Annotated in this window: 30 protein-coding genes; 13 read left to right on the top strand and 17 right to left on the bottom strand. The window is 63.5% G+C overall.

The annotated features are described in order from the left end of the window. The first annotated feature begins 182 nt into the window (after positions 1-182). From VGH98_11205 to VGH98_11190, 4 genes are all read left to right on the top strand, one after another. Positions 183-758 carry a hypothetical protein gene (locus tag VGH98_11205; protein ID HEY2376531.1) on the top strand — a complete coding sequence of 192 codons (576 nt, stop codon included), beginning with the start codon at positions 183-185 and terminating at the stop codon, positions 756-758. A 221-nt stretch (positions 759-979) separates the two neighbouring features. After that, positions 980-1,231 (top strand): hypothetical protein, encoded by a 252-nt coding sequence (locus tag VGH98_11200; GenBank protein ID HEY2376530.1) that lies wholly within the window; start codon positions 980-982, stop codon positions 1,229-1,231. An 18-nt stretch (positions 1,232-1,249) separates the two neighbouring features. After that, on the top strand, positions 1,250-3,370 hold the full coding sequence (fusA, locus tag VGH98_11195; protein HEY2376529.1) for an elongation factor G: 2,121 nt from the start codon (positions 1,250-1,252) through the stop codon (positions 3,368-3,370). Positions 3,371-3,456: 86 nt separating this feature from the next. Beyond that, complete coding sequence (locus VGH98_11190) at positions 3,457-3,882, top strand: TonB-dependent receptor plug domain-containing protein (GenBank protein ID HEY2376528.1); 426 nt, start codon at positions 3,457-3,459, stop codon at positions 3,880-3,882. 16 nt (positions 3,883-3,898) lie between these two features. On the opposite strand, the gene VGH98_11185 is transcribed toward VGH98_11190, so the two are convergent. The 14 genes from VGH98_11185 to VGH98_11120 form a co-directional block, all read right to left on the bottom strand. Beyond that, positions 3,899-5,062, bottom strand: coding sequence for a KamA family radical SAM protein (locus VGH98_11185; protein ID HEY2376527.1), 1,164 nt, complete (start codon positions 5,060-5,062; stop codon positions 3,899-3,901). Further along, complete coding sequence (locus VGH98_11180; GenBank protein ID HEY2376526.1) at positions 5,055-5,561, bottom strand: GNAT family N-acetyltransferase; 507 nt, start codon at positions 5,559-5,561, stop codon at positions 5,055-5,057. The genes VGH98_11185 and VGH98_11180 overlap by 8 nt, the downstream gene beginning before the upstream one ends. Before the next feature lie 5 nt (positions 5,562-5,566). Next, entirely contained in the window at positions 5,567-6,670 is a 1,104-nt protein-coding gene (locus tag VGH98_11175; GenBank protein ID HEY2376525.1) for a hypothetical protein, read from the bottom strand. Next, complete coding sequence (locus tag VGH98_11170; protein ID HEY2376524.1) at positions 6,667-7,884, bottom strand: hypothetical protein; 1,218 nt, start codon at positions 7,882-7,884, stop codon at positions 6,667-6,669. The genes VGH98_11175 and VGH98_11170 overlap by 4 nt, the downstream gene beginning before the upstream one ends. 234 nt (positions 7,885-8,118) lie before the next feature. Then, a complete protein-coding gene (gene thyX, locus VGH98_11165) occupies positions 8,119-8,874 on the bottom strand; it encodes an FAD-dependent thymidylate synthase (GenBank protein HEY2376523.1) in 756 nt (251 codons plus the stop codon). 64 nt (positions 8,875-8,938) lie between these two features. Beyond that, positions 8,939-10,567 (bottom strand): FAD-binding oxidoreductase, encoded by a 1,629-nt coding sequence (locus VGH98_11160; GenBank protein HEY2376522.1) that lies wholly within the window; start codon positions 10,565-10,567, stop codon positions 8,939-8,941. A 74-nt stretch (positions 10,568-10,641) separates the two neighbouring features. After that, complete coding sequence (locus VGH98_11155; GenBank protein ID HEY2376521.1) at positions 10,642-11,478, bottom strand: hypothetical protein; 837 nt, start codon at positions 11,476-11,478, stop codon at positions 10,642-10,644. A 29-nt stretch (positions 11,479-11,507) separates the two neighbouring features. Continuing rightward, positions 11,508-12,623, bottom strand: a complete 1,116-nt coding sequence (locus VGH98_11150) for a hypothetical protein (GenBank protein ID HEY2376520.1) — start codon at positions 12,621-12,623, stop codon at positions 11,508-11,510. A gap of 46 nt (positions 12,624-12,669) precedes the next feature. Beyond that, positions 12,670-13,473: a zinc ribbon domain-containing protein gene (locus tag VGH98_11145; protein ID HEY2376519.1), complete on the bottom strand. Its 804-nt coding sequence runs from the start codon at positions 13,471-13,473 to the stop codon at positions 12,670-12,672. A gap of 30 nt (positions 13,474-13,503) precedes the next feature. Next, on the bottom strand, positions 13,504-13,686 hold the full coding sequence (locus VGH98_11140; protein HEY2376518.1) for a hypothetical protein: 183 nt from the start codon (positions 13,684-13,686) through the stop codon (positions 13,504-13,506). Positions 13,687-13,713: 27 nt separating this feature from the next. Next, the gene (locus VGH98_11135; protein HEY2376517.1) at positions 13,714-14,364 is read right to left on the bottom strand and encodes a ribonuclease H; all 651 of its coding nucleotides are present in this window, start codon (positions 14,362-14,364) and stop codon (positions 13,714-13,716) included. Next, complete coding sequence (locus VGH98_11130) at positions 14,361-14,576, bottom strand: hypothetical protein (GenBank protein HEY2376516.1); 216 nt, start codon at positions 14,574-14,576, stop codon at positions 14,361-14,363. The genes VGH98_11135 and VGH98_11130 overlap by 4 nt, the downstream gene beginning before the upstream one ends. Before the next feature lie 2 nt (positions 14,577-14,578). Further along, positions 14,579-15,751 (bottom strand): ArgE/DapE family deacylase, encoded by a 1,173-nt coding sequence (locus tag VGH98_11125; GenBank protein ID HEY2376515.1) that lies wholly within the window; start codon positions 15,749-15,751, stop codon positions 14,579-14,581. Beyond that, positions 15,748-16,758, bottom strand: coding sequence for a hypothetical protein (locus tag VGH98_11120; GenBank protein HEY2376514.1), 1,011 nt, complete (start codon positions 16,756-16,758; stop codon positions 15,748-15,750). The genes VGH98_11125 and VGH98_11120 overlap by 4 nt, the downstream gene beginning before the upstream one ends. Before the next feature lie 126 nt (positions 16,759-16,884). Between VGH98_11120 and VGH98_11115 the strand changes: the two genes are divergently transcribed. Next, on the top strand, positions 16,885-18,366 hold the full coding sequence (locus tag VGH98_11115) for a trehalose-6-phosphate synthase (GenBank protein HEY2376513.1): 1,482 nt from the start codon (positions 16,885-16,887) through the stop codon (positions 18,364-18,366). Beyond that, positions 18,363-19,235 (top strand): trehalose-phosphatase, encoded by an 873-nt coding sequence (gene otsB, locus VGH98_11110; GenBank protein ID HEY2376512.1) that lies wholly within the window; start codon positions 18,363-18,365, stop codon positions 19,233-19,235. The genes VGH98_11115 and otsB overlap by 4 nt, the downstream gene beginning before the upstream one ends. Here the strand turns inward: otsB and VGH98_11105 are convergent. Beyond that, a complete protein-coding gene (locus VGH98_11105) occupies positions 19,232-19,690 on the bottom strand; it encodes a hypothetical protein (GenBank protein HEY2376511.1) in 459 nt (152 codons plus the stop codon). The genes otsB and VGH98_11105 overlap by 4 nt on opposite strands. 379 nt (positions 19,691-20,069) lie before the next feature. On the opposite strand from VGH98_11105, the gene VGH98_11100 reads away from it, so the two are divergent. From VGH98_11100 to VGH98_11075, 6 genes are all read left to right on the top strand, one after another. Beyond that, positions 20,070-21,179, top strand: coding sequence for a CoA transferase (locus tag VGH98_11100; GenBank protein HEY2376510.1), 1,110 nt, complete (start codon positions 20,070-20,072; stop codon positions 21,177-21,179). A 113-nt stretch (positions 21,180-21,292) separates the two neighbouring features. Beyond that, positions 21,293-21,934, top strand: coding sequence for an RNA polymerase sigma factor (locus VGH98_11095; GenBank protein HEY2376509.1), 642 nt, complete (start codon positions 21,293-21,295; stop codon positions 21,932-21,934). Position 21,935: 1 nt separating this feature from the next. Next, positions 21,936-22,397 (top strand): hypothetical protein, encoded by a 462-nt coding sequence (locus tag VGH98_11090; protein ID HEY2376508.1) that lies wholly within the window; start codon positions 21,936-21,938, stop codon positions 22,395-22,397. 207 nt (positions 22,398-22,604) lie between these two features. Next, on the top strand, positions 22,605-22,817 hold the full coding sequence (locus VGH98_11085; protein HEY2376507.1) for a hypothetical protein: 213 nt from the start codon (positions 22,605-22,607) through the stop codon (positions 22,815-22,817). Positions 22,818-22,897: 80 nt separating this feature from the next. Next, on the top strand, positions 22,898-24,091 hold the full coding sequence (locus VGH98_11080; protein ID HEY2376506.1) for a hypothetical protein: 1,194 nt from the start codon (positions 22,898-22,900) through the stop codon (positions 24,089-24,091). Further along, positions 24,088-24,711, top strand: coding sequence for an SGNH/GDSL hydrolase family protein (locus tag VGH98_11075; GenBank protein ID HEY2376505.1), 624 nt, complete (start codon positions 24,088-24,090; stop codon positions 24,709-24,711). The genes VGH98_11080 and VGH98_11075 overlap by 4 nt, the downstream gene beginning before the upstream one ends. 19 nt (positions 24,712-24,730) lie before the next feature. On the opposite strand, the gene VGH98_11070 is transcribed toward VGH98_11075, so the two are convergent. Together VGH98_11070 and VGH98_11065 are read right to left on the bottom strand one after the other, a co-directional pair. Continuing rightward, complete coding sequence (locus tag VGH98_11070) at positions 24,731-25,252, bottom strand: DinB family protein (protein HEY2376504.1); 522 nt, start codon at positions 25,250-25,252, stop codon at positions 24,731-24,733. 88 nt (positions 25,253-25,340) lie between these two features. Next, positions 25,341-25,553: a hypothetical protein gene (locus VGH98_11065; protein HEY2376503.1), complete on the bottom strand. Its 213-nt coding sequence runs from the start codon at positions 25,551-25,553 to the stop codon at positions 25,341-25,343. Between the two features lie 181 nt (positions 25,554-25,734). Between VGH98_11065 and VGH98_11060 the strand changes: the two genes are divergently transcribed. After that, positions 25,735-25,956: a hypothetical protein gene (locus tag VGH98_11060; protein ID HEY2376502.1), complete on the top strand. Its 222-nt coding sequence runs from the start codon at positions 25,735-25,737 to the stop codon at positions 25,954-25,956. Positions 25,957-25,995: the final 39 nt, after the last annotated feature.

Raw genomic sequence — 25,995 nt, 5'->3', positions numbered from 1 at the left:
TGACCGTTCGGTGCAATGTGACAGCGTTGCAACCGCGATGTGACTGTAAAGGTGTTCACCACAGTTTTACTGGAACATCGCACGTGTGGACGGGTTGGACCTGATGACGCTCAGCTTGCGCACCGGCGTCTTGGAATGCGCTAGGGAATCGTCAGGCTATTGGGAGTAGGGCGGAGGGTGCGATGCTCGAGTCGTATCATCTTCAGGAGGAGGGCATGGACGTTCTCGTCATGCTCGAAGAAAACCCTGATCACTCACCGGTGCTCGCGCACGTGAATTCGGTGCCGTCTCCGCTTGCATCCGCGGAACGCCCCTCGCGCGACATCGTGACGCTGTATGGAGCGCCGAGTCCGGAGTCTCTCGCTCTCGCGCTGGCAGCTGCCGTGGAGTGTCATCGGTCGAGCGGAAATAGCTTGGAGGCCATTCGTCATCTTGGTGTGTGGCCGGAACGTGGCGCGATTGGCGATGCAGCCTGGCGCGATGTGAACACGGGTCAGCTGATGACTCGTGACCTCGAGATCCCGCTCGAGATTCTGCACTCGACGGCGGGCCGGTTGCTCGCGGAGTGCGGTCAGCTCATTCGTCGATTGGTCGCCGGCTTGTCAATGCCGGATTGGCCCGAAGGAGCACGGCGCGCGATCACGGTTTCGATCGGACCCATCGTTGGTCTCACGGCGCCGATGTTCTCTCCGCTCGAGACCATGTTGGATCGAATGCGCGAGGCCGAGGGCCTGGCATTCGAAGCCGAGGGCGATTGAGAGATTAGCGAGGGGGGCCCGTCGGCTCCCCTCTCTTCTTTCAGTGCGTTGCTGTTACTCGGGCTCGCGGCAAGCCTGTTTGGAGTCGCTCGCACGCTGCGCTCGCTCCTGCTCCTCTTCGATGACCCAAGGCTCTGGCCGCTCAGCGGAAAGGTCGAGCCCGTGATTCCCTCTTGACGCATCTCGATTCAAACGCGAGGGTATCGATAGAGGGAGGGAGAATGTCACGGCCGTTCACTCGCCGACCAACCAAGCAGGCGCGTAGCGACGAACAGCGCGTGTTCGCCGACGAATCGGGCCGCTTATGGAGCGCCGCTCTCACGGCGCGCGCCGTGGTCTTCACATGCATCAGCGACGCGCGACAATCGGGTCGCGCGATCGCGATCGAAGACATAATGCGCGAGGACGACGCCGGAGATGAAACTCTGCGGGCGTGGCTCGGGGCCGCGCCCAAGATCGGTTCACTCAGCTAGGCTGAAGGAGCGCGACTCATGAGGGAGTTCAAAGGCTCGGAAATCCGAAACATCGCGGTGGTGGGACACGGGGCGAGCGGCAAGACCAGTTTGGTCGATGCGCTCGCCTTCGTGTCAGGTGTCAGCAAGCGCCACGGATCGGTGAAGGACGGAACGTCGCTCACCGATACAGCGCCAGAAGAACTCGAACGCGGCTACTCGATCAATCTCGGTGTCGCCCATGCGGAGTGGCTCGGCACCAAGATCAACATCATCGACACGCCGGGGTTTCTCGATTTTCAGGGTGACGCGGTCGCTGGATTGGCGGCAGCCGACGGCGCGCTGTGTGTCGTCAGCGCGAACAGCGGCGTCGAGGTCGGAACGGAGCGGATGTTCCGCGCGGCCGTGCGGCGTCGCGATCCTGTCCTGTTCGTCGTCTCGATGATGGACAAGGAGCACGCCGACTTCGATCGCATCTATCAGCAGATCAAGACACGACTCAGCTCCAAGGTGATTCCGGTCGAGGTGCCGTTGGGCGAAGGTCCCGATTTCCATGGCGTCATCAATCTGTTCACGAAGAAGGCCCTGCTGTTCAAACACGGTTCGAAGAGCGGTGAGTTCCAGGAAGTCGACATACCGGCGGATTATCGCACGCAATTCGATCGTTACTACCAGGAGTTGATCGAATCCATTTCATCGACCGACGACACTCTGCTCGAGCGATATCTCGAGGGCGGCGAGATCGGCCGCGACGAGGCGATCGCGGGGATGAAGGAAGCGATGAAGAAAATGGAACTCTTCCCCCTCTTTTGCGTTTCCAGCGAGCTCAATTACGGTGTGCAGGCGGTGCTCAATACCATCGTCGAGCTCCTGCCTAACGCGTTCGAGATGGAGGAGGTGCACGCGTTCAAGGGCGCGGAAGGACACGCGACCATCGAGATTCACGCGGACGATACCAAGTCCTTCAGCGCGCTCGTGTTCAAGACGATGTCCGAGCCGCACGTGGGCGACGTCAGCTTCTTCCGCATCTTCTCCGGGTGCATCGCAAATGGTCAGGAAGTCTTCAACGCAACGCGCGACACGCCGGAGAAGCTCAATCATCTCTCCGTAGCGCAGGGCAAGGAGCGCGTCGAAGTGAATCGGCTGTGCGCGGGCGACATCGGCTGCGTGGCGAAGCTGAAGAGCACGCACACCAACGACACGCTGTCGACTCGGGAACATCCGGTGCGTCTCCCGCAGGTCGATTTCCCAGAGCCGATCATCGAGATGGCAGTTCACGCTGCGGCGCGCGCAGACGAAGAGAAGCTGCAGGCGGGTCTGCACAAGCTGCACGAGGAGGATCCGACCTTCCAGACGCATTACAACGCCGAGACACACGAGACGATCGTCTCGGGTGTCGGCGAGCGGCATCTGGAAATCTCGATGGCGAAGCTCCGACGCAAGTACGGCGTGCAGGCGCAAATGACGCGGCCGAAGATTGCCTATCGAGAGACGCTGAAGGGACGGGCCGAGGGCCAAGGGAAGCACAAGAAGCAAACAGGCGGGCGTGGCCAGTTCGGCGATTGCTGGGTGCGCATCGCGCCGGCGCAACGCGGCGGCGGCTATGAGTTCATCGACAAGATCGTTGGCGGCGCCATCCCCCGTCAGTATATCCCTGCTGTCGATCGAGGAATTCAGGAAGCGTCTGTCCGCGGCGTGCTCGCTGGCTATCCCGTCGTCGACTTCAAAGTCGAGGTCTTCGACGGCTCGTACCACACTGTGGACTCGAATGAGCAATCGTTCAAGATGGCGGGCATTCTCGCGTTCAAGACCGTTGCGCCGAAATGCAAGCCCGTGCTCCTCGAGCCGCTCGATGAGATCGACGTCGTGACGCCTGACGAGTACATGGGCGATGTGTTGGGAGATCTCTCGGCGCGGCGGGGCCAGATTCTCGGCACCGAGGGCCTCGATTCCGACGGCGCGATCGCCGGCGCGCATGTGCGAGCGATCGTGCCGGAGGCGGAGCTACATAGCTACGCCGGCACGCTACAGTCCATGACGCAGGGTCGCGCGACCTTCACCAAGCGATTCAAAGGGTATGAAGAAGTACCGCACGAAGTCGCACAGCGTGTGATCGACGAGGCATCAAAGGACAAGGAAGAGGAAGCCGCCGTTCACTAATCAGGAAAGGCGCAGGTGCCATTCAGTACTGAATCGCTGAAGACGTTTCGGATTCGCCAGCTCACTTTGTCGTAATCGAGGTCGCCATGGCTACTCGTTCGCTGCTGATCGTCGCCGCCGCCATCGTGGTGCTCATACCGGGGTGCGCATCTTCTCCCGCCGGCCAGAGTGCCACGCAGCAATCCTCGTCGGATCCATCTCGGGCCCACGGCTCCCGCGATGTCATTACTTCCGAGGAGCTCGCGAAGGTTGACGTGCAGACTGCACTCGACGCGGTGAGACGACTGCGGCCGAATTTCCTTCAGACGCACGGCGGTCAGTCGTCATCGCTCACCATGGGCCCCCAGGAGATCGTCGTGTACGTGGACAACACGCGGATGGGCGGCCCGAACGCGCTCGCGCAGATTCCCGTCAGCGATGTCAAGGAGATCCAGTATCTCAGCGGCACGGACGCGACGCAACGCTACGGCACGGGCCACGGAGCGGGCGCGATCATCGTAACGCGGAAGTGATCGTTAGGTCGCACCGTCACGAGCCTGTCTTTCGACGTCGCCGGGCTCGCGGCGCTGATTTCTTGGCGATCTGTATCGGCACCACATCCTGCGCCGCCGGGGCCATGTCGTCGCATCCCGATACGCTCACGGGCTGACGTGGCTGCTTGTACACGAATCGCTTCCCTTCGTAGTTGCGGAAGATCACCTCGTCTTCATTGATCTCTTCGACGTACTCAGGAAGAAGCGGGACCTTACCTCCACCACCTGGCGCGTCGATCACGAAGTGCGGAACGGCGAGGCCCGAAGTCCAGCCGCGCAGCGCCTTCACGATCTCCAGACCCTTCTCGACCTGCGTGCGGAAGTGTTCGCCGCCGGCGACCTGGTCAGCCATGTAGATGTAATACGGACGCACGCGCGCCTTGAGCAACTTCTGCATCAGCTCCTTCATGATGTAAGGGTCGTCGTTCACCCCCTTGAGGAGAACTGTCTGACAACCCAGCGGCACGCCAGCGTCAGCTAACCGCGCAAGCGCGGCGACCGAAGCCGGCGTGAGCTCGCTCGGATGATTGAAGTGCGTGTTCATGTACACGGGATGGTACTTGCGCACCATCTCGCAGAACTCGGGCGTGATGCGCTCCGGAAGATGTGACGTGATGCGGCTGCCGATGCGGATGATCTCGATGTGCGGAATCGCCCGCAGCCGCTGGAGGATGTACTCGAGCCGCCGATCGGAAAGCATCATCGGGTCGCCGCCCGAGAGGATCACATCGCGCACCTCCGTGTGCTCGGCGAGATAGGCGAATGCGGAATCGTACTGATTGAGCGGAATCTTCTCCGGATCACCAACCTTTCGCCGTCGCGTGCAGAACCGGCAATAGCTCGCGCACACGGGACTGACGAGGAAGAGCGCGCGGTCTGGATAGCGATGCGTGATATTCGGCACCGGCGAGTCACCATCTTCGTCGAGCGAGTCGATCACGCCATCGACTATCTCGAGCTCTTGCACCGTGGGCACGTACTGATTCCACATCGGATCGCCCACTTCCTTGATCTGCTCGAGCGCTGCCGGCGTGATACGCATCTGAAAGTTCTCGAACGCCGGCTTGAGTGCGTCGACGTCGATCGCGTCGCCGAAGCGAGTCGCGAGCTTGTCCAGCGTGTCGACGCCCTCGTGCAGGATCTTTTGCCAATCACTCATGGAATGAGGGGCTAGGGATGAGGGCCTTGGTGGTTAGGGCCTTTGTGTAGATCACTCGGTCATCGCCAATGGCGTAGAAGTCGCGCATGCGCGCGGCCTCGTGATATCCCCGAGCGAGATAGAAACGTCGTGTCGCGTCGTATTCGGACCGTGACGACGTCTCGACGACGAGGAGTCGTGCGCCGCGATCGCGGAGACGCTGCTCCACTTCCGCCAGTAAGCTCGACCCGCCACCGTGGCGCTGCGCGTTGGGGTGGACGGCAATCCAGTAGAGATCGAACGTGCGGTCGGTTCCAGGCGTCGCGCCAAAGCACGCGTAGGCGACGAGGCTGTCGTTGTCGAAGCCGCCGAGGAATTCGTAATCGCCGCTGATCGCGTCATCGAACAACTCGAGCGCGACCTGCACTTCGTCCGGACGGAAGACGGCTGTCGCGTCGAGGATTTCCCGCAGTTGTCCGCGGTGTGTCCGCTGCAACGCGCCGAGCCTCACCGCGGTCACCGTCTTCAGTGATCGCCGACCGCATGTTCGGTCTCCTCGCGCGCTTCTGCCTCGAAGAGATCGAACGCCGGTGCGCTCCGTTCAATTTCGCCGGCAACGCCTGATAACCGTTGCGCGAGCGCCCACCCATCCTCCACCGAGAGATCGTCGTGATTGCGCTCGAGTCCGACCTGGCACATCGAGCGCACGAGAGCCGAATACTCGATGCCGGCAACTGCGGCCATACGCGCGAGGCCGGCGTCAGGTGCAATGTCCGGATTCGCGTTGACCTCGAGGATCCACGGCTTGCCAGACGAGTCGATGCGCATGTCCACGCGGCCGTAGCCGTGACCGCCGACGAGCCGCCACGCGCTCAGCGCGATGCGCCGGATTTCCGAGGTAAGCTTGGGCGGAAGTTCCGCCGGGCACCGTGGCGCTGCGCCGACGTCCTCATCGCTGCCGACGAGCCACTTCGATTGATACGTGACGATGCGCCACATCCCGCGCGGCATCGCGCCGAAATCGATTTCGGAGATGGGAAGCACCGTGTCACCCACGATGCCGACGTTGATTTCGCGCCCGTGGATGAAGCGTTGCACGAGTACTTCGTCCCACCGTTCGAGCATTGCGTCGACGCGCGCCGTAAGCGCGCGCATCGTGCGCACGACGGATCGCTGTTCGACGCCGAGTGACGCGTCTTCAGCGGCCGGCTTGCAGATCGCCGGGAAGCCGACCGAGGCCAGCGAGCCGCCACGACGCACCGTCGTAAAGCGAGGAATCGGCAAGCCCGCACGCTCGAGCAGCGCGTTCACGACGTGTTTGCGCAGGCAGAGCGACGTCGTATAGCTGGAGCTCCCGGTGTACGGAATTCCGAATAACTCGAGCACGCCGATAACGGGCGGCTCGAAGTTCGCCACGCCGTCGATTCCCTCGCAGACGTTGAACGCGAGATCGAACTTGCCGCGTCGGAGACGCTCGATCCAACGCCCATCCATCAAGATTGGGATGCGGACGACGTGATTTCCTTCGGCCGCGAGTGAGCGTTCGATGGCCTCTACCGTTCCGAGAATCAGGAGATCGGGCGACTTGGCGAGCGCAGAGGCGCCGTCGAAGAGAACCGCGATCTTCATGCGACCGCCTGTGAGCGCTCGCTCGCGACGCGACGACCACGCGCGCTGCGCCGACGCATCGTCACACCACACCGCTCCGCCGCGTTCAAGAGACAGCTCTGGATGAGTTCCTCGTACGACAATCCTGCCGCTCGCGCTGCCTTCGGGAGACAGGAGTTGTCCGCGGGATTCGGCAGAATACCCGGGAGCGGATTGATCTCGACGACGTTGGGCACGCCGTCGGCATCGAGGCGGACATCGACGCGAGACCAGTCGCGACAACCCAGCACTCGATAGGCACGGAGGACGACACGTTCGATCGCAGTACGCATCGTCTCACTTATTGGCGCCGGGCAGGCGAAGATGTCCAGTGGACGTTCGGGCCGGTCCCAGATCCACTTCGCTTCGTAGCCGTAGATCGGAACCGATCCACTGGGAAGCGCGTCGAAGTTCATCGCGACCATCGGCAGCACACGTGCGTCCGCTCCGTTACCGAGCACTCCGCAGGTGAACTCGGCGCCGGGTAGAAATTCCTCGACGAGCACCGGCTGCCCATAGGTGTCGAGAAGGAATCGTACCTGCGCCTCGAGCTCGTCTGCGCTGCGAACGAAGTTTCGCTCGGTGATTCCCTTCGATGAGCCCTCGTGCACGGGCTTCACGAAGAGCGGCATGATCTCCGACGGCGGCGAGAGCGGCAGTGCCCCCCCGAGCAGCCGATCGAGATCTTCCGCCGATTCGACGAGCAGGAACGCCGCGGTTGGTACGCGATGATAGCTGAGAACTTCCTTCGCGCGCGCTTTGTCGAGACAGATCGAGAGCGTGAGCGGATCGCTCCCGGAGTAGGGCACTCCGAGAAATTCACAGATGGCGGGAACGTGCGATTCGCGATTCACGCCGTGGAGTCCTTCGGCAATGTTGAAGACGAGGTCTGGTTTTTCGGTTCGAAGGCGCTCGGGAAAATCCGGCGAGGCCTCGAGACGAATGACTTCACCGTACGCAGCGAGCGCGCTCGCGACCGCATCGATCGTTTGCGCGGAATCCCATTCGGCGTAGAGATCATCGGTCGAAGACGCGACGGCGGCGTTTGCCGCCGTCGGCTCCTTCAGGCTCCGGGACGCATCGTCCCGGCGCGTACTGGGAGGTTCCTCTTCCGAGCGCGGTGTCTCGCTGTCCTCGCTCGCGAGCGCCGCTGACTCTTCAGGCTTTTGATTGTACGCGAAACCGATGCGCGTCATCCGATCTCGTTTGATCGTCCGCGGCGCGGAGTCGCCGCTCTCGTGTCCCGAGTCTTGAGTGCATCTCGTGCGCTCGTTGCTGGTGACGCTGTGCACGATGAGTCGCGCAAGAGCGGTGCCATGTACGAGTCGGGCGCAAAATACAAACTGCGAAATTTTCGCGCAATGAAAATCTTCCGGTGATTGGTGATTGGTTGTTGGTGAATCCGATTTCACCAACCGCCAGTCCACCGATCACACCTTGTGGTAGATCACTCGCGCCGCCTCGCGACGATCGTCGGCGGCGTAGATCTCGAAGTCGGAAAAAAATCCAGGCGCCTCGCACGAGACGAGACGCAGCATGGCGATCGCGGCGCGACGAATCTCGAGCTCAGCGCCCTCGCTCGCTCGAAGCTCGAGCATCGTCCGCCACGCACGCGCGTTCGCGGTGACGACGATCTTCGTCTCCGTGGCGTTGGGCAGCACCGCACGCGCGGCCTCACGCGCCATCTTCCGTCGATGCACGCGATCAGGAACCCACCCATATCGCTCCATCAGCTTCTCGACGAGAGACACGTAGGCCTGCTGCGCCTGCTCGACCTGCTCGCGCCACGTCGCCTCGAGATTCGTGTCGCCGATCACCGCGGGCGGAACGACGAAGTTCGCTTCCGATTCATCGACGTATCGCTGCGAGAGCTGCGAGTACGCGAACCCGGCGCGATGCCGCACCAGCTCATGTGTGAGCGATCGGCTCACGCCCTCGAGCAGCACCGTGTAATTCGCGTGCTCGAGCACGGAGCCGTGTCCCTGCTTCTTGATATTGTCCAGATACTCGCGCGTCGATCGTTTCGCCGGATTGTGCTGGCTCATGTAGCACACGCGACCCGCGAACTCCGCGAGCTGCTCTCCGTCCGTGCTCTCGCCGATCAGGTTCACCGGAAGGTGCACTGGCATAGAGAAGAGCGGTCGTGCGAGAAGCGTGACCGTGGGCTCGTAGTAGAAATGCGGCATGGCGAGGAGAGCGAGAGGCAGGAAGATCGGCGCCTGACAAAGCAAGGCGCGACCGCACGACGCGTCAACCCGTGCGCGCCGCGACCACAGCCTCATCCAGCAGCTCGAGTCTCGATCGCGCGTACGCACGCTCGCGCTCGACGCGCGCGAGCGCCGCTGCCGCCGCGCTCGGGAGCTGCGCGAGCGAAGGATCGTACTTGATCTGATCCAAAGCACGCTCGCCCGTTGTCGGCACCTTCACGCCAGGGTTGAAGATTCCCGCGGGATCGAAACAGTGCTTGACGAGTGCGAAGCGGGCCCGCGCGTCGCCGAACCAGACACGCTCGAGGAGCGGCGTTCGCAGTCGGCCGTCGCCGTGTTCACCGGTAAGCGTTCCGCCGAGTCTCGCGACGAGCTCCGTCACTTCGTCGAGAATACGCGCCATGCGACTGCGCCAGTCGGAGGTCGAGACGTCAATGAGTGGATTGACGTGGACGTGCGAGTCGCCGGCATGGCCGAAAATCACGCCACGAATTCCATTGCGAGCGAGACTCTCACGGACGCCGCGGACATAGTCGGCGAGTCGCGCGGGCGGTACCGCGCCATCTTCGATGAACTGCATCGAGCGCAGCGACGGATCGAGACGTGAGAGAATTGGACTCGCGGCGTGACGCAGCTCCCAGAGCTCGGTCTCTGTCGGTTGGTCGAGAGCGATCCGCACCGAGGTCGATCCCGACTGCTCGAAGAGTGTCGCAATCGCTCGCGCGCCGTCCTCTGCGTCTGCGGCGGAGTCGCCCTCGACTTCGGCGAGCAACACGGCCTCCGCGTCGTTCGGCACGTCGCGGACGGAGCCGCCACCGCCGGAGCGTGCGACGTCGAGGAATGTTCGATCGAGAAGTTCGCACGCGACCGCGCCACTCTCGCGAGCGCGCCCGGCAGCGTCGACCGCGTTCTCGAGAGTCGGGAACGCGCCTAGGACACTGCTCGTCGCCTGAGCGAGGGGCGCGAGCGACAGTTCCACACCGACGAAAATCGCGAGTGTGCCCTCGCTGCCAACGAGCAGATCGACCAGGTCGTAGCTCCGCGCGTACTCCGCCGTCGCATAGCCGGAGGATTCCTTGCGGACGCCGATGTGTTGGGCACGCATAATCTCTTCGCCGGCGGCGATGGCTGGGTGGCCGAGCTCCATGAATCGCGCGATGGCGGCGACGTGCATCGGCGGTGCGGCACCGCGTCGCACGTCAGCGATGGTGCCGTCGTCGAAGACGCAGCGCAGCGAGCGAATCCAGGGACGCGTCGCGCCGAATGAGAGCGAGTGCGAGCCCGCTGCGTTCGTCGACGCCATTCCGCCAATCGTGCAGAAATCGCCGCTCGATGGATCGACGGGAAAGCGGAGCTCCTTCATCGCGGCGGCGCCGTTCGCTTCGGCGCGCAGAACGCCAGGCTCCACGACGATCGATCGATCGGGGGCATTCACTGCGATCACTCGTCGCAGGCGACTCAGATCGATGATGACGCCGTCGCCGACGGCACCGCCAGCCATGCTGCTTCCCGAGCCTCGCGGGATCAGCGGCGCATTGTTCTCGCGAGCCCACCGAACGAGCGACGCGACGTCCGCCTCGTTGCTGGGAACGGCCACCGCGCGCGGCAGCACGCGCGCGATGCCCGCCGCCTCCGAATACACTGCGCGTGCGGGCTCGTCGGTGCGGAACACGCCCTGATATCCTCGAGGAGGCGGCAAAAGAGACACGTGTTGAGCGGCCGCTTCGTTAGGCGCCTCTGGCGGTGTCAATACTTGCGCGGGATCGCCGCGGCGGCGGCGGCAAGCGCACTGAGAATCGAAGGCTGAGGCTTGGTCACCTCACCGCGCTCCAGGCCGTCGAGCAGCTGCTCCAGCGCAAGCTGTGCCGCACTTGCTGTGCGCGAGTTGATGCCACGGGCGAGATAAAGCGCGCCCGTGCCAATCAGCACGGGCGGCGCGACCGCCGCGGCAATTGCAAAATGCAAGGCGACGAGCACGCCGCCCGCGGCAACGCCCAATACGGTCACGCCTGAGCTCTGACGCGCGAGGCTGCTTCGAAAGGGCGCGAGATCGGCATCGATGCGCACGAGCGTGCGAGCTCCGTCGACGGCGACCGCAGTCGCTGCCACCTCGTGTGCGCGCGCAAGGGCGTAGCCGCGCCCGCCGACGTTCAGCGCGCGACGCACGGTCCCGACCAGGTCGCGACGCGCCTCCCAGACGATGCGATCCGGAAACTGTCTCTTGAGCTGCAGACATTCCTGGCGCTGCATCCACACGTCGATCGCATCGAGCACGTCACGTGGACGGCCCGGCACGGTACGGCTCGCGCCCACACGAGCACCGCCCAGCAACTTCGCACTCAGGCCAGATTCGCTTGCTGGCGGAGCGACGCGTGTGCGTTCTTCGGCGAGTGCCTGACGAAGATGGTCTGACGAGAGACCGACTTCCTTTCCGAGCTCGAGAATCTGCTCCTCACTCATGACCTCTTCCGGTTCGCCGGAGCCAGCCTGAAGCTCGGCGGCGCGCGACAGCACGCGCTCGAGCGCGCCGCGATCCAGTCCCGAAGTCGGATTGCGTGAGGGCAAATTCGAGTCGCTGGGCATACGCCGAAATATACGGCGTGCGATTTGGTTCAGATTCCGCCGAGCACGACGTCGAGTTGCCGCGTGATGGCGTCGCGAATCGCGTCGGGAATCGGGAAAGTCGAGAGGAACAGCGCGTTGAGCTCTGCACCAGGTGCCGTGATTCCTGCCGCGCGCACATAGTAGCGCATGTATCCGGCGACGAGCTCCGGAGCGGCACGCTGGAGGAGAATGGCGCCGGCTCTGACGTTCGCGTTCGCGGCGTACCGCGTGAGGGCACCGTTGCGAAGCTCGGCCGGCGTCACGTTGTCGCTTATGGCCGTCGCGGTGATGGCGTTGACGGTCTCGTGGGCCAGAACGTAAATGGCCTCGACGGCCGCGCCGGCCGAATCCGGAAATCCGACCGCGACGGAATTCTGCAGCTTGGAATAGGCGATCGTACGGCCCTCGCCGTCGAGCGGGAGGGAGAGAATGAGCTCCCCGTTCGCCTGCTGGGTATTGTTGAGGAAACGCTGAAGTTTGGGCCGGTAGACGCGCCACACAGAATCGACGGCGCGTCGTGTCGCGGCGCGGCGCCCCGTCTCGTCTGTCCAGTACGCCTGATAGAATCTGGAATTCTCCTCGCCGAGCGACTGCACGAAGAGTCGCAGCCAATCCCGATCGGCAGCGCTCGGGAAGGCGCCGTTCAGGACGCCGAAGAGCTGCTGTGTCGTTTGATCGTTCGTTGCCCTGGGATCGCCTTCGGCTCGAATGAATAGATCGGTGACCTGTTGGATCTGCTCGAACGAGGAGAAGTAGAAGGGAACGAACTGACCGTTGACGAGCGATGGGTTCGTCACGAATCGCGCGGAGAGCTTGTCGGCGTTTGCGTCCAGCTGAGTGAAGGCATTCCGCGCGCTTCGAATGGCGCGTATGCGCTGTCGGTAGGCGCGCCTAAAGAGTGGGACGCGTGCCGTATCGCTCGTCAGCATCGCGTAGCCGTGCAGCCAGAGATCGACGTGTTCACGAGTGCTCGTCGGCCAGTCGGCGTCCGGCGAAATGGAGCTCGTCCCCGCGGTCCTGGTGTCGGTTCCGCTCGACTGACCGAGGGTGGTGGCGCACGCCGCGAACGCGCACAGCGCCAGTGCAACGAGCGGCCACCCTCTCGGACTTTTCTCCCGCATCATGGCCGTGCCGCTCGCGTGAGCCTAACGAGGCGCCGCCGCGCCGAACTCAAGCGCTCGACACCTGGCGGCCGCACGTCGTACAGAACTTCCAACCCAGCTCGAGCTCCGTGCCGCACGCCATGCAATTCACCACGCTGAGATTCTGCCCGCAGTGCGGGCAGAATGTGATTCGGCGGCCAGCCGGAAGTGCGCCGTTGCAGTAGCGGCATTGCTCACCGGCCTGTGGAACGATGGTCTGCGTAGGGCGCGACGCTCCCGGCGACGCCGCGGCGCGCGGTCCAGTGCTCACCGTAGTCGTACTCGCGTTAGTGGTTGTGCTCGAGGCTGCGCGTCGCGGCGCGGGCTGCGCGGGCATCGCCGCCGGCGCGGTGGCTGCGGACGACGTGGCTCGCGGCCCCGTCGATACCGATGTCGCGGAAGCCGCGCGCTGCGATGGCATGCGTTGCGTCGTTTCCGTCGCGGACGCCTTGGCAGCGCCAACAAGCGCTGGCTCGCTGCCGGCGGCGCCGCTCTCGAACCGCCGGACCGCAGCCGGCGACAGCGCGATCTGCGAAGTTGAGAATTCGCGAAAAGCACCCGGGTCGGGGTTCGGCGATGCCAGCTCGCGTGCCAGCCGCTCGCGCATCTGGTCGTTCACCACCAGGTAGTCGCGTGCTCCAGAGAGGAGTTGGAGCAGCACGAGCTCATACTCCTGATTGGTCTCCAATCCGAGCTCACGGCGGTGATGCCGGTATGGCAAGATATTCTGATAGAGCTCCGCGACCTCGAACGGCTGCGTCACATACGCGGGGTAGCGCGTTTGAATGGTCTGGAGAAGATGCCGGAATGTTCGATCGAGTGCGTCCATCATTGCGCGGTGCTCTGGTTCAGCACGCGGAACTCAGGGTCGGGACGCCTCTTCCGTAACCTTGGCGCGCGACTCTTCCGCTGCTCTGATCTTTTTGGCGCCGAATGCGTTCAGCACTCGGACGGCGACATTGTCTCTGCCTTTCCTGGCGTCTCCAAAACCTTGCCAGTACCCGACGGCCAATCCAAGCAGCAGACCCACGATAAGGGGCTTCATATCGGCTCTCGCTCACGTTTCCCCTTATCACGACGTGAGTGAGCCTTTCGTCACGACTGGCAAGGCGCGGGCCGGTCGAAAGGGGCGTTCCAAGGGAAAAGGGTCTGGCTCCGCGGCCATTCTTCCCTTTGCGCGCTCCGCTGCGAGCCACTCGTCGAAACCGGACGCGACGACGCCCGACGACATGGTTTGTTCGCGCGCCGCCCGCACCGCGAGAAAATTCGCATACTCGTTCTGCGGATGGCCGATGTGTCCGCGCACCCACCGCCACTGCACGACATGACGGCCAGCTTCGGCGACAGCGGCTTGCCACAACTCGAGATTCTCGATCGTGCCGCCCTTGCGCTTCCATCCTCGTGCGCTCCACCCGTGCACCCATTCCGTCATTCCCTTCACGAGATACTGCGAGTCTGATGTGAACACGACACGAAACCGTGTTCCCTTACGCGAAATCGTGCGAAAGGCTTCGATGACGCTGCGAAGCGCCATGCGATTGTTCGTGGTCGCCGGTTCGGAAACCCAATAATCGAATCGCGTGAGGCGCTCCGTGCCCGCGTTCCAGTACTCGATTACACCGGCAGCCCCGCCAGGGTTGCTTCCCTCGCGTCCGTTGCCGAGGCATGACTCGTCGGCGAAAATCGCCAGCAACGCCAGTTCACTGTGACGCGTGTCACTCACGCGATGACCTCCAGGGAGTCGATCTCGTCGAGATAGAGCATCAATGAATCACCAGTCGGACGGCGCGCGTCGATCGCCTCTCGTCCCGATTGCAAGCGCAGCTGGGTTGGGACGACGACATACTCGATGCCTGCGCGCCAGACGACGATTCGCTGTCCGGCGCGAATGGCGCGCTCGAGCGCGTCATAATCCTGGTGCGATAGGTAGGCCACGTTCACGCTCCTTTGCGCGTCCACTCCATCGTTAGCGCCGCGAGCACGAGCGTCGCGCGCTCGATCTCGTCGACGCGGACGTACTCCTCGGCCGCGTGCGCGAGCGCGATATCTCCGGGACCGAAACAGATCGCCGGAATGCCGGCCTCGTTCAGGATCGCGGCGTCGGTCCACGCACTCATTCCGGTGACATTCACTTCTTCGCCGCACGCGCGCAGCGCGCCGTCGAGCGCACGCACGATTGGCGCGTCAACGGGCACGTCACTCGGCGGCTGCTCGAAGATGAGAGACACACTCGCGTCGAGATCGGGCCTGCGCGCACGCACGCGAGCGAACGCCTGTTCAATTTCCTCCATCACTGCCGCTGTCGATTCCCCCGGAATCGTTCGGCGCTCGATCGTGAAATGACATCGGTCGGGATACGTCGACAGACCGGTTCCGCCATCGATCGTGGACGCGTGCAGCGATGGGCGTCCGAGAAGCGCATGCGCACGAGACGGAAGCAGGTCGGCGTCGAGTGCATCGAGCGCGGCGAGGAGCAGTCCCGCGTGCCGAATCGCGTCGACGCCGACATCCCACTTGCTCCCATGCGCCGCCCGTCCGTGCACGACCACGTCGACCCAGACAAACCCTTTGTGCGCGGGCATGATAGCGAGAACCGTCGGCTCGGTGACGATCGCGGCGTCAGCCCGAACGCCGTCGGCGATCAGCGCGCGCGTACCGAGGCTCGAGTACTCTTCGTCCGCCACAGCGGTAACGATAATCTCACCATCGAGCGAACCTCCACTCGCGCTCGCGGCGCGCGCCGCTGCCGCGCACATCGCGGCGACACCAGCCTTCATATCAGACGAGCCACGGCCGTAAAGCCGACCATCGCTCACGGTTGCGTCCCACGGCGCGTGCGTCATTCCCTCGACGCCGACGACGTCGATATGGCCGTTGAGCATCAGCGAGCGACCTCCGGCAGTCGCATTCCCAATGCGAGCGACCACGTTAGGCCGGCCAGGCGCTGCCTCTCGTACTTCCACTCTGAAGCCCCACGCCGAGAGAATCTCGGCGAGCACGCGGGCCACTCCTGCCTCACCTGGCGCGCCGGCGACGAGCGTGGGATTTCGCGAATCCACACGCACCAACTCGCGCGTGAGAGCTACCGCGTCGCCGCTCGTTATCCTCATCGGCGTTCCGGTTTGGACCGCGCGTCCGCGGCCATCGTCTCGACGCCCCGCTCCGCGACTGAGAACGGAAGCAGCGGTCCAAGAGCGGAAACGGCAGTAGCGACGTCGGCCTCGCGGCCGCTCCGCGCGATTGCGAGCACGCATCCGCCACCGGACGCGCCGAGCGCCTTCGCACCCAGCGCGCCCGCATCTCGCGCGCGCTCGATAATCGCATCGATCCGCTTCGTTGGAATCGCCGGATGCAATGAGCGCTGGTACGCCCAGTGTTCGCCGACGAGAGCGGCCAGCGCATCGATATCTATGCGAAGGAGTGCCTCCGCCATGTCCTCGGCCAGCGCGCTCATGCGCCGCAGCGCGAGGAGCACCTTGGCATCGCGACGCTCGTAGGCACCCGTCACGGCGCTGATCGTATCGCCGGAGATTCGCGACTCGCCCGTGTAGACGACGATGCAACGGCGCTCCAGCTCTTCGCGCGCTTGACGAGTAAGCGGAATCTGACGCACGTCAGTTCCATGATCGGAAAAGCGCAACGCGAGCGCTCCTCCGAAAGCGGACGCGTAGTGATCCTGACGTCCACCGGCAACACCCAGCTCGTCCACTTCGGTCGCCCGACTTCGTTCGGCGAGCTGTGCGGGATCGAGCGATTCGCCGGCACAACGGCTGAGCGCTTGCGCCAGTGCCACTCCTGCCGCGGAGGAGCCGCCGAGTCCGGCACCGACTGGGAAATCATTATATAGGGCGACGTCCACGCCGCTGACGCCGGCACGACGGACCGCGGCCTCGACCATCGGCTTGTCACGCGCTCGATCAGCGCTGAGCGAGACGCCATCGGCCTGCGAGGCAGGAGCGAGGAGTACCGTTGCATAACGCGCAATGGCGAGGTTGCAGACGAAGCCGCCTTCCCGCTCCGAGTACGGCGGAACATCCGTCCAACCGCCACCGAAGTCGATACGCGTCGGTGCGCGCGTGCCGGAATGGACCATCGCGCGTGGCGGGAGCGAGGGCATCGATACAGCGCGCGTCAGATGGTTTCCGCCATGGCTGATGAACTAGTTTGCACGAAAGTTCGCTAAACGTATCGGGCACCAGACGAATCGCCAGCCCGGAACGTCTGTTGCGACGAATCAAAGCTCATGCTCGACTTCGTCCATTATTTGAACGACTGCAAGTTCATTCTCGTGTCCAATCGCGAGCCGTATGAGCACATGCGTGGCCCGCACGGGATCGAGATCAAGCAGCCGCCCGGCGGGCTCGTGTCGGCATTGGATCCGACGATGCGCCACACGCACGGCACCTGGGTGGCGTGGGGCTCCGGAACCGCCGATCGCGATGTCAGTGACGAAGCCGGTCGCGTGCAGGTTCCGCCCGACGCTCCACAATACACCCTGCATCGAGTGTGGCTCGACGAGGCAGACATCGACGGCTACTACCACGGCTTCTCGAATCGCGCGCTCTGGCCGCTCTGCCACATGCTCATCCAGCACTTCGAGTTTCGCACCGAGTTCTGGGAGCGCTATCGCGCGGTGAATCTGCGCTTCGCGCACGCCGTCGCCGATGAAGCGGAGCGATGCACCGGACGCGCGATGGCCTGGATACAAGATTACCATTTCGCGCTCGCATCGGAATTCTTACGCGCGATGCGGCCATCGCTGTTCATTCATCAATTCTGGCACATTCCCTTTCCGCCGCCCGACATTCTTCGACTGCTTCCTACGGGCACGCATGAATCACTGCTTCGCGGCATGCTCGGCAACGACCTGGCTGAATTCCAGATCGACCGGTATGCCGAGAACTTCATGGATTGCGTCGAGCAGTTCATTCCCGAGGCGCGCGTCGACCCCGTTAGGCAGGTGATCACATATCGCGATCGGGTGATTCACGTCGGCGCGTTTGGCATCAGCATCGACGTCGAGCGCTACGAGGCGATGGCGCGAAGCGACGACGCCACGCAGCGCGTGCGAACGCTCCGCGATCGGTATGCGCGCGACGGACGTCAGCTCGGCGTGTGCGTGGATCGGATCGACTACACCAAAGGCATTCCGGAACGACTGCGAGCACTCGACACACTGTGGGATGAATCGCCCGAGCTCCGCGGCCAGTTCACCTTTCTCTTCGTGGCGACGCCATCGCGCTCGAACGTGCCCGCGTACAACATTCTCGAGCGCGAAGTCGTCGAGACGACGATTGCCGTCAACAAGAAGTACGGGTCGAAAGACTGGACACCGATCGTGCTGATCAATGAGAACGTGGACGCCGATTTACTCGCCGCCGTATATCGCGCCGGAGATCTCTGCATCGTCTCGTCGCTTCAGGACGGAATGAATCTCGTCGCCAAGGAGTTCGTCGCGTGCCAAGTCGACGAGCGTGGCGTGCTGATGCTGAGTCGCTTCACCGGATCGGCGGAGGAAATCGAGGGTGCGTGCCTCATCAATCCATTCAACGTCGATGGTTTTGTGAACGCGATTCGCATGTCGCTCGACATGTCTCCTGACGAGCGACGTCGTCGCATGCGACGCATGCGTCGGCAGCTCCACAATTCGACGATCTTCGACTGGCTGGACTCGATTCTCGCGCGGGCAACGGCGATCATGGCGCAGCAACACGCGACCGTGTGACACAGCCGCGAACGAGTCTGGCGCAGACGGCGCCGCGCAACGCGCTCCCGGCGAACGAGGATCTCGAGGGGCGCGCCTCCCGGTCGCCGTTGCTCGTTGCGCTCGATATCGATGGCACACTCGCGCCGATTGCACCAACGCCGTCCGCCGCGGCGATTCCTGCGGAGACACGTCGCACGCTCGAACGACTCGCACGCGCGCACGACGTCCATCTCGCGTTCGTCACCGGCCGCGCGGCGCGCGACGGCCAGCGTCTCGTCGACGTGCCGGACAGTTGGACTATCGGCAATCATGGTATCGAGCTGATCGATCCGACGAATGCCTTACGAGTCAACTCGCTTGCCGAGGCGTTCGCGCCAACACTCGCCCGAGCAGCTCGTCTACTCGCTGAACCGCTCGCGGGGATCACGGGCGTTTTCATCGAGAACAAAACCTGGACGCTGAGTGTTCACGTGCGACTCGCTGCCCGAAGCGATGTACCGACGGTCGAGCAGGCGCTCACCGCCGTGGCTCGCCAGCTCGAGCTTCGCATCATTCACGGCAAAGAGATCTTCGAACTGCGGCCGCCGCTGCCGATTAATAAAGGCACGGCCTTGATCGAGCTCGCCGAGGCACTCGGCGTGAGCAATAACCGGGGCATGCTTGGCGGGTCGCTGCTCTACGCCGGCGACGACCGCACGGACGAAGATGCATTTCGCGCGATCCGTGCGCGGCAGTGGAGCGCGATCACCGTGCACGTGGGTGAAGGGATTTCGCCGGGCGGCGTTCAGACAGAGGCGGAATTCGTTCTTCCCGATCCGCCCGCGCTGCGGGAGCTGTTGAATTGGTTAGTTACAATCCGAGAGCGCGCCGCTGGGCCGATCAGCTAACGGCGCTTCTTCGCAGACTTCGAGTTGGGTTTCTTGGCCGCGCTCTCGCGCTTCGCGGGTTCTTTCTTCGCCGACTTCGCCGACGTGGCCCCGGACAGGCGCTTTGCGGCTCCGGCTTTCGTGGACTCGCGACGGGCCGGCTCGCGCGGTGGCTCCGATTTCGGCGAACGTTCAGCGGCGGGGGCAGATGCGGCCGCCTGGGTGTGGGCGCCGGAGGGCGCCTTGCTCGCGCTCGTGCGACCGCTGCGTCTTCCGTGCGCCTGTTCGGCTTCGCGGATCAGCTTATCCGCTTCGTCCTGCGTCATCTGGCCTCGCCGGACCATGTACTGCACAAGGTCGCGCGCGCTCTCGACGGCAAAGCCGGCGAGACCGGCGGCGGCGCTAATAACGTCCTTCATAGCGGCGGCGATCATTGTCCCAGCTTCCTGGCTGATCAGCTGCGCGCGCTCGGCCATCTCCGTCATCGCATCTCGCACATCCGAGCTTCGATGACGAGCATTCCGGGCGCCGGATGCGCCGGCGCTCGACTCACCACCGGACGCTTCGGCTGACGGCCCCCGGGATGATGAGGAAGCCGGATGGTATTGCGCTGAAGATGGAGGAAACGGCTTGTCCGCCATGGGCCGTCGAATCCGCGGAATGGGATGCCCGACGCTGTTCCTGTGTCGGGACGCGGCGCTATCTTCGCGCGCCGCAGCCGGTTCGTCGTGGCGGAAGTATAGAAGGCGGCGACAGCTACGCAAGCGCGTTCGAGTCAGACGTCCTCACCAATTGTACTGCCGCCAGACGAATCGAGTGATTTGCGTCACGATCAAGACATCATAACGCAAGACTATGCTCAATGGCATTCGAGTCCTCGACCTCACTCGCGTTCTCGCCGGCCCACTCTGCACAATGATGCTTGGCGATCTCGGCGCGGACGTCATCAAGGTCGAGCGGCCGGGTTCGGGAGACGAAACGCGAGGCTGGGGTCCGCCCTTCGATGAGCAAGGCCAGAGCGCGTATTACCTGTCGGTCAACCGAAACAAGTTGAGCGTTGCCCTCGACCTCGAGTCGGCTCGAGACCGCGATGTAATCATCCGCCTCGTCAATGAGGCGGACGTGGTGGTGGACAATTTCCGGCGCGGCACGTTGGAGCGTCGCGATCTCGACCCAATCGCGCTGATGCGTCGAAATCGTGAGCTCGTATGGTGCACGATCACCGGCTTCGGAGAGGACAGTGGGCGCCCGGGATACGATTTCGTCACACAAGCCGAGTGTGGCTGGATGGCGATCACTGGCGAGCCGAATGGGGATCCCATGAAGGTCGGCGTTGCGCTCGCCGATGTGATTGCTGGGAAGGATGCCGTCGTGGCGATTCTGGCGGCACTCGTGCACCGCGACAAAACGGGTGCCGGTCGACGGCTCTTCATTTCACTCGTCGACAGCGCGCGCGCTGCGCTGGTGAACGTCGCGCAGAATGTGCTGGTCAGCGGTGTCGATGCCGGGCGATGGGGCAACGCGCACCCGAATCTTGTTCCCTATCAGTTGTTCCGCGCGGCTGATCGTCCGTTCGTAATCGCCGTCGGCAGCGACGCACAATGGGCGAGCTGCGTGCGTACTCTTGGCTTGACCGAGCTCGCGTCGGACCCGCAGCTCGCGACGAACGCCGGCCGCTTGGGGCAGCGGGATCGAATTGTTAAAGAATTCTCATCAAGGGTTGTGACCGCACCCGCGGGGGTGTGGCAGGAAAAGCTCGCGGCGGCCGGCGTCCCGACGGGGGTCGTGAAGTCAATCCGCGAGGTCATCGCGGATGTTGAAGCGTCACCTACGTTTGGCATGCCTCCAAGCGTCGGGACGAGCCCGCGATTTCCGCCGCCCCGGCTCGATGAACATGGGAGTGTGATACGTCACCGCGGTTGGCGCGTCTTTGATTCGACGTTCGGGCAATCCGACGGACGGTAAAGGTCAGAGAGACGAATCGCTCAATGATTAGTCGGATCGAGCAGCCGAGTGCTCGTTCCGTGTTGTCGTTACTCCATTCACCCTCCTTCGTCCCCTCCACCGTGGCGACTGCCGTGAAACCAAGGACCGCCAGCGGGAGCGCGCCCGCGGCCTTGTCCGAAACGCGGGAATCGCGTTACTCTGTTGTCGTGAAGACGACGGAGCAGCCCGCACAACTCGCAGATCAGGACACTGATCAGCTGATCATCCAACGCGTACTCGCGGGTCAGCGCGACGCGTTCCAGACGCTGATCACCAGATACAGCGATCCGCTGTATCGACACGCGCTCTGCATGACGGGAAGCCCCGATGTCGCAGAAGACATCCTGCAGCTCAGCTTCATCAAGGCGTATCAGCACCTCGCCGAGGTGCGCGGGCGGTTCGATGCTTGGGTTTTTCGCATCGTCGCCAACGGCTGCAAGGACTGGCTCAAGAATATTCGCCGGTCCCACCTCAGCTACGACGAAGACGATCAACCCTCGTCCTACGCGACGCCCGACGAGGAGTTGGATCGCAGTGAATTACGCACGGATCTGGACAAGGCCCTGGCGACGCTGCCGTCATCGCTCCGCGAAGCGTTCATCATGAAGCACGTCGAAGGACGCTCGTACGAAGAGATGGCCGATCTACTCGGCACCACTGTCGGTGCGCTCAAGATGCGCGTCCACCGCGCTCGTGAGGCGCTGCAAGCCTTACTCGAGGAGAAGTACGCCTAACATGTTCGACGACATTCATTCCGAGAATGGCCGGAACCTCGATGGCCATAAGCGAGAGCGCCGCCCGCAGCCTGAGCGCCGCTCGGAGCTCGAGCATCCGCTCAGCGATCGTGAGGTACCGCTTCCTCAGCCCGATCTGGGCCGCCAGCTTTCTCCCGCGATCCATGCGTGGCTCGACGGTGAGCTGCCGGAAGCCGCGGTGCGTCACGGCGACACGCAGCACGACGTCGAGTTCTGGAAGCGGATGGCGCAAGTCACCGATACGCGGCGACACATGACGACGCCCGCGCACGTGCAGCAGCGGATCATGGACGCCCTCCCGCGCACCGCGCCGCAGCTGATCACGCCGTGGTATCGTCGCGAGTTCGTCATCACGCCGGCGGCGGCATTCGGCGTTGTCGGCGCAATCATCGCCCTCACCGCCGCGGTGACAGCACTCTTTGTGGTGCTCTTCCAGCGCTGACCTGTGACTCGAACGCGCTGAGCGTTTACGAATATGTTGGTACGATTGGGCCGGTCCTCGAGTCGAGGCCGGCCCTTTCCGCGTTCTGGGCCGGGACCGATACTCCATGAGCGTGAGTTCTGTTGTCGTGCCGCTCCGCGTAGGAACCGGCATGGCGGAACGGAGTATGCGAACAGCGGCCTCAGCTCGCGATCCCGTGGGTGTGGCATGACGGAAGGGAAGCGGTTCGCGCAGTTATTGAAGGAGTTCGAACGCGTCGGCGTCGATCCGAACACGATCAGCGCCGGGCTTGCCGTGCGCGAGGAAGACGCTCTGCGCGCGCTGCATGCGCTGCCCGATAACGCCGGTCCGGCGGCGTTTCTCACGCAGCTCCGCCTCGTGATGACGCAGACGACGTCTCACGCGCCGCCGCGCGAATAGCTGACGCGCGTCCCCAGAAGCGCAATCACTGGCTTTCGCCGGGTCACGCCAAGTAATTTCGCGGGAGCGGAGGTATTGCGATGAGCTCGAGATTCCGGGCGGTGCGCTGGCTGATCGCGGCCATTCCGGTGACGATCCTCATGGGATCGTTCGCCAGTGGAGCGGCGCATCAGGGGCCGCCGCGAGCGGCAAACGCGTCTTCATTCGCGCTCGATCACCCGGCGCGAGTCGACTCGGCGTTCGCGAAGCTCGTCCAGCGCCTGTCCGAGCCAGGCGGCTACTTCGATTCCGACAATCTCATTTCCAACGAGACATCGTATCTGCACGTGCTCGACGGCATGCGCCGTCTGAAGGTCCAGGGCGGTGCCTACATCGGCGTCGGACCCGATCAGAATTTCTCATATATCGCGGCGGTGCATCCCAACATCGCCTTCATGATCGACATTCGTCGCGACAACCTTCTCGAGCATCTGCTCTTCAAGGCGTTGTTCGCGATGTCGCGCAACCGCGTCGAGTATGTCTGCCTCCTGTTCGGCAAGCCCGTCCCGCGCGACATGGACCACTGGGGCTCGAAGTCGATCGAGGAGCTCGTCGACTATATCGACGCCACGCACACCGACGCCGATCTCGTCGATTCCGTGCAATCGGCGATCAGCCAGCGCGTTCGGCACTTCGGTATCTCACTCTCGACACTCGATCTCGAGACGATCGCGCGCATCAGAGACGCGTTCGTCCGCGATTCACTGGACCTGCGCTACTCGAGCATCGGGCGCGCCCCGCGACCGTACCACCCAACGTATCGGCAGTTATTGCTCGAGAAAGATCGGTCGGGACACCAGGCGAACTACCTCGCCTCGGAAGAGGGATTCCAATTCGTGAAAAACCTCGAGGTGCGCGATCTGATCATTCCCGTCGTCGGGAATGCCGCTGGCGATCACGCGCTCGCTGCCATCGGCCAGTACGTCGGCGAGCGAAACGAGAAAGTCTCGGTGCTCTACATCTCGAACGTCGAGCAGTATCTCATCAGGGATGGCGGCTTTCCGCAATTCGCCGAGAACGTCAAACTGCTGCCACGCGATCACCGGAGTGTCATCATCCGGAGCTTCTTCGGGTATGGCTATGGCTTCGGCACCGCCGGAGCGCATCCGCTCAACGTGCCCGGACACTACTCGACGCAAATCCTCCAGACGCTCGACGCGTTCGTTGCGACGTACGACAGCGGTGCGGTGCGCTCGTACTACGACCTGATCTCGAAGAACTACGTGGCGCCGTGACGCAACGCTATCTCGCGCTCGGCGACTCGTACACCATCGGCGAGGCGGTGAGCGCGAGCGATCGATGGCCGGTACAACTGGCAGCCGCGGTGCGGAACGCCGGCGTTGCGTTGGGCGATCCGGTCATCATCGCGAAAACCGGTTGGACGACGACGGAACTGATTGCGGTGCTCGACGAGGCGTCGCCGGCGCCCGATGCCGGCTACGATCTCGTCTCATTACTCATCGGAGTCAACGACCAGTACCGCGGGCTCGGCGTGCTCGCATTCCGCGACGGGTTCCTCGAGTTGTTGTCACGGTCGGTGCGCCACGCGCGGGGCGAGCCTTCGCGAGTGCTCGCGGTTTCGATTCCGGATTGGGCAGTGACGCCATTTGCGGTCGCCGATCCGCGTGGCGCAGCGACGATAGCGAGCGAGATCGACCAATTCAACGCATTGATCTGCGACGAGGCCTGTAAGGCGGGCGTGCGATTCATCGACGTGACTCCTATTTCACGTCGCGCTGCCGACAATCGCGTGCTGCTCGCCGACGACGGACTGCATCCATCGTCGGCAATGTACGCCGAATGGGCCCGTTTCATTCTTCCCGAGGCGCTCGCCGCGCTCCAGATCTCCCGATAGGTGAACGATCCGCCGCGTATCACAACGGCTGCTTGTACGCAGGCGGAGTCACGCCATTCAAGCGTAGGTACGGCACCGTTTGGCCTAACGTCCATACCGCGTGCTCGTAGCTGAGCGTGAGCCAGCGCGCGGCCGATTGTGGCGGCAGATTGTACACCGACGATTGTTTGAGCAGTTGCGAGGGCGTGGAGCCCTTGAGCGCGTCGAGCAGGAAGCCATACACCCGATCGGTGTAGTCGCGGAGCGCGGCCTTCTGATGTAGCTGCGTCGTGTCGAGCGTAAACGGCGCTTCCTTGAGACCGCGGAGCGCGATCGCGGCGACCTCGAGGTCGGTGCTCACCGCGTGCACGATCTGCTGCGCGAAGTCGCGCACTCCAGGCGTCGGATGAAAGGCCATCGCCGAATCCGGCATCGCATCGATGTACGCCAGCACGTTGGTGCGTTGGCGTTCCCAGTCCTCGACGAGCTGCTGTTTGGTTTGCGCTCGTGCAGTCGACGAGAGCGTCGCGAATGCGAAGATGCCAACGAGAAGGGAACGCATGGAATCGCCAGAAAGAGTATGCAGTCAGGAAATCTTAACGAACAACCTGCATCCGTGAAGCACGGACCGACAACGCGGAGGGACGAACCTACCTGGCCCCGGCGTAACCTTGTCCTCGCAGGACGTGGCCTGGTTTCGCGCCCGTGTGCGCTCCGTCGCGCCAAACGAGCGTGCCGTTGACCCAAACGTAACGCACGCCCGTCGACAGTTGCTTCGGCTGCTCGACGATGGCGCGTTCGTTGATCGTCTTCGGGTCGAAGACGACGATGTCCGCGTACATGCCTAGGAGAGTTCGGCGCATGGCTACGATACGGGACGTTGGCCGAGCCGTGCCCGGCCGGCGGCGGGAATGCAGGCGGAGGAGAACGCAGTGTGAGGCAACCTTTCGCCAGGGCGAACGAACGACGGCAGTCTGCCGTATTCTTCAATGTCGCGCCGTCGACGTATGCGGCGACGTGCACACCATCGCAGAGGAAGTGAACATGAAAGTGGGAACGCTCGTCGGACTCATTCTCGTCCTACTTGGAGTCATCGGCGTCGCGTACGGCGGTATCACGTACACGCGTCGTCGCGAGGTCGCTCGCGTAGGGCCGCTGCAGGTGACGGCGCGCGAAGATCGGACAATCCCGATTTCGCCGATCGTCGGCGGCGTGGCGATCATCGCCGGCGCAGCGTTGATCATCGCCGTGCGCCGCGTGACCTGATGCGCGTTTTCGCGGCGCTCGTGGCGCGATCTGGTGATG

The organism is Gemmatimonadaceae bacterium (genome assembly GCA_036496605.1).
Lineage (GTDB): Bacteria > Gemmatimonadota > Gemmatimonadetes > Gemmatimonadales > Gemmatimonadaceae > AG2.
This window is presented reverse-complemented; position numbering and strand designations above follow the sequence as displayed.

Excerpts from the sequence above, each read along its gene's own strand:
- VGH98_11200 (HEY2376530.1), top strand. The coding sequence starts at position 980 with ATGTCACGGCCGTTCACTCGCCGACCAACCAAGCAGGCGCGTAGCGAC.
- VGH98_11205 (HEY2376531.1), top strand. The coding sequence starts at position 183 with ATGCTCGAGTCGTATCATCTTCAGGAGGAGGGCATGGACGTTCTCGTC.
- VGH98_11190 (HEY2376528.1), top strand. The coding sequence starts at position 3,457 with ATGGCTACTCGTTCGCTGCTGATCGTCGCCGCCGCCATCGTGGTGCTC.
- VGH98_11155 (HEY2376521.1), bottom strand. The coding sequence starts at position 11,478 with ATGCCCAGCGACTCGAATTTGCCCTCACGCAATCCGACTTCGGGACTG.
- VGH98_11140 (HEY2376518.1), bottom strand. The coding sequence starts at position 13,686 with ATGAAGCCCCTTATCGTGGGTCTGCTGCTTGGATTGGCCGTCGGGTAC.
- VGH98_11090 (HEY2376508.1), top strand. The coding sequence starts at position 21,936 with ATGTTCGACGACATTCATTCCGAGAATGGCCGGAACCTCGATGGCCAT.
- VGH98_11175 (HEY2376525.1), bottom strand. The coding sequence starts at position 6,670 with ATGAAGATCGCGGTTCTCTTCGACGGCGCCTCTGCGCTCGCCAAGTCG.
- VGH98_11125 (HEY2376515.1), bottom strand. The coding sequence starts at position 15,751 with ATGAGGATAACGAGCGGCGACGCGGTAGCTCTCACGCGCGAGTTGGTG.
- VGH98_11150 (HEY2376520.1), bottom strand. The coding sequence starts at position 12,623 with ATGATGCGGGAGAAAAGTCCGAGAGGGTGGCCGCTCGTTGCACTGGCG.
- VGH98_11060 (HEY2376502.1), top strand. The coding sequence starts at position 25,735 with ATGAAAGTGGGAACGCTCGTCGGACTCATTCTCGTCCTACTTGGAGTC.
- VGH98_11080 (HEY2376506.1), top strand. The coding sequence starts at position 22,898 with ATGAGCTCGAGATTCCGGGCGGTGCGCTGGCTGATCGCGGCCATTCCG.
- VGH98_11115 (HEY2376513.1), top strand. The coding sequence starts at position 16,885 with ATGCTCGACTTCGTCCATTATTTGAACGACTGCAAGTTCATTCTCGTG.
- thyX (HEY2376523.1), bottom strand. The coding sequence starts at position 8,874 with ATGCCGCATTTCTACTACGAGCCCACGGTCACGCTTCTCGCACGACCG.
- VGH98_11120 (HEY2376514.1), bottom strand. The coding sequence starts at position 16,758 with ATGCCCTCGCTCCCGCCACGCGCGATGGTCCATTCCGGCACGCGCGCA.
- VGH98_11170 (HEY2376524.1), bottom strand. The coding sequence starts at position 7,884 with ATGACGCGCATCGGTTTCGCGTACAATCAAAAGCCTGAAGAGTCAGCG.
- VGH98_11070 (HEY2376504.1), bottom strand. The coding sequence starts at position 25,252 with ATGCGTTCCCTTCTCGTTGGCATCTTCGCATTCGCGACGCTCTCGTCG.
- VGH98_11065 (HEY2376503.1), bottom strand. The coding sequence starts at position 25,553 with ATGCGCCGAACTCTCCTAGGCATGTACGCGGACATCGTCGTCTTCGAC.
- fusA (HEY2376529.1), top strand. The coding sequence starts at position 1,250 with ATGAGGGAGTTCAAAGGCTCGGAAATCCGAAACATCGCGGTGGTGGGA.
- VGH98_11185 (HEY2376527.1), bottom strand. The coding sequence starts at position 5,062 with ATGAGTGATTGGCAAAAGATCCTGCACGAGGGCGTCGACACGCTGGAC.
- VGH98_11105 (HEY2376511.1), bottom strand. The coding sequence starts at position 19,690 with ATGGCCGAGCGCGCGCAGCTGATCAGCCAGGAAGCTGGGACAATGATC.
- VGH98_11100 (HEY2376510.1), top strand. The coding sequence starts at position 20,070 with ATGCTCAATGGCATTCGAGTCCTCGACCTCACTCGCGTTCTCGCCGGC.
- VGH98_11085 (HEY2376507.1), top strand. The coding sequence starts at position 22,605 with ATGACGGAAGGGAAGCGGTTCGCGCAGTTATTGAAGGAGTTCGAACGC.
- VGH98_11145 (HEY2376519.1), bottom strand. The coding sequence starts at position 13,473 with ATGATGGACGCACTCGATCGAACATTCCGGCATCTTCTCCAGACCATT.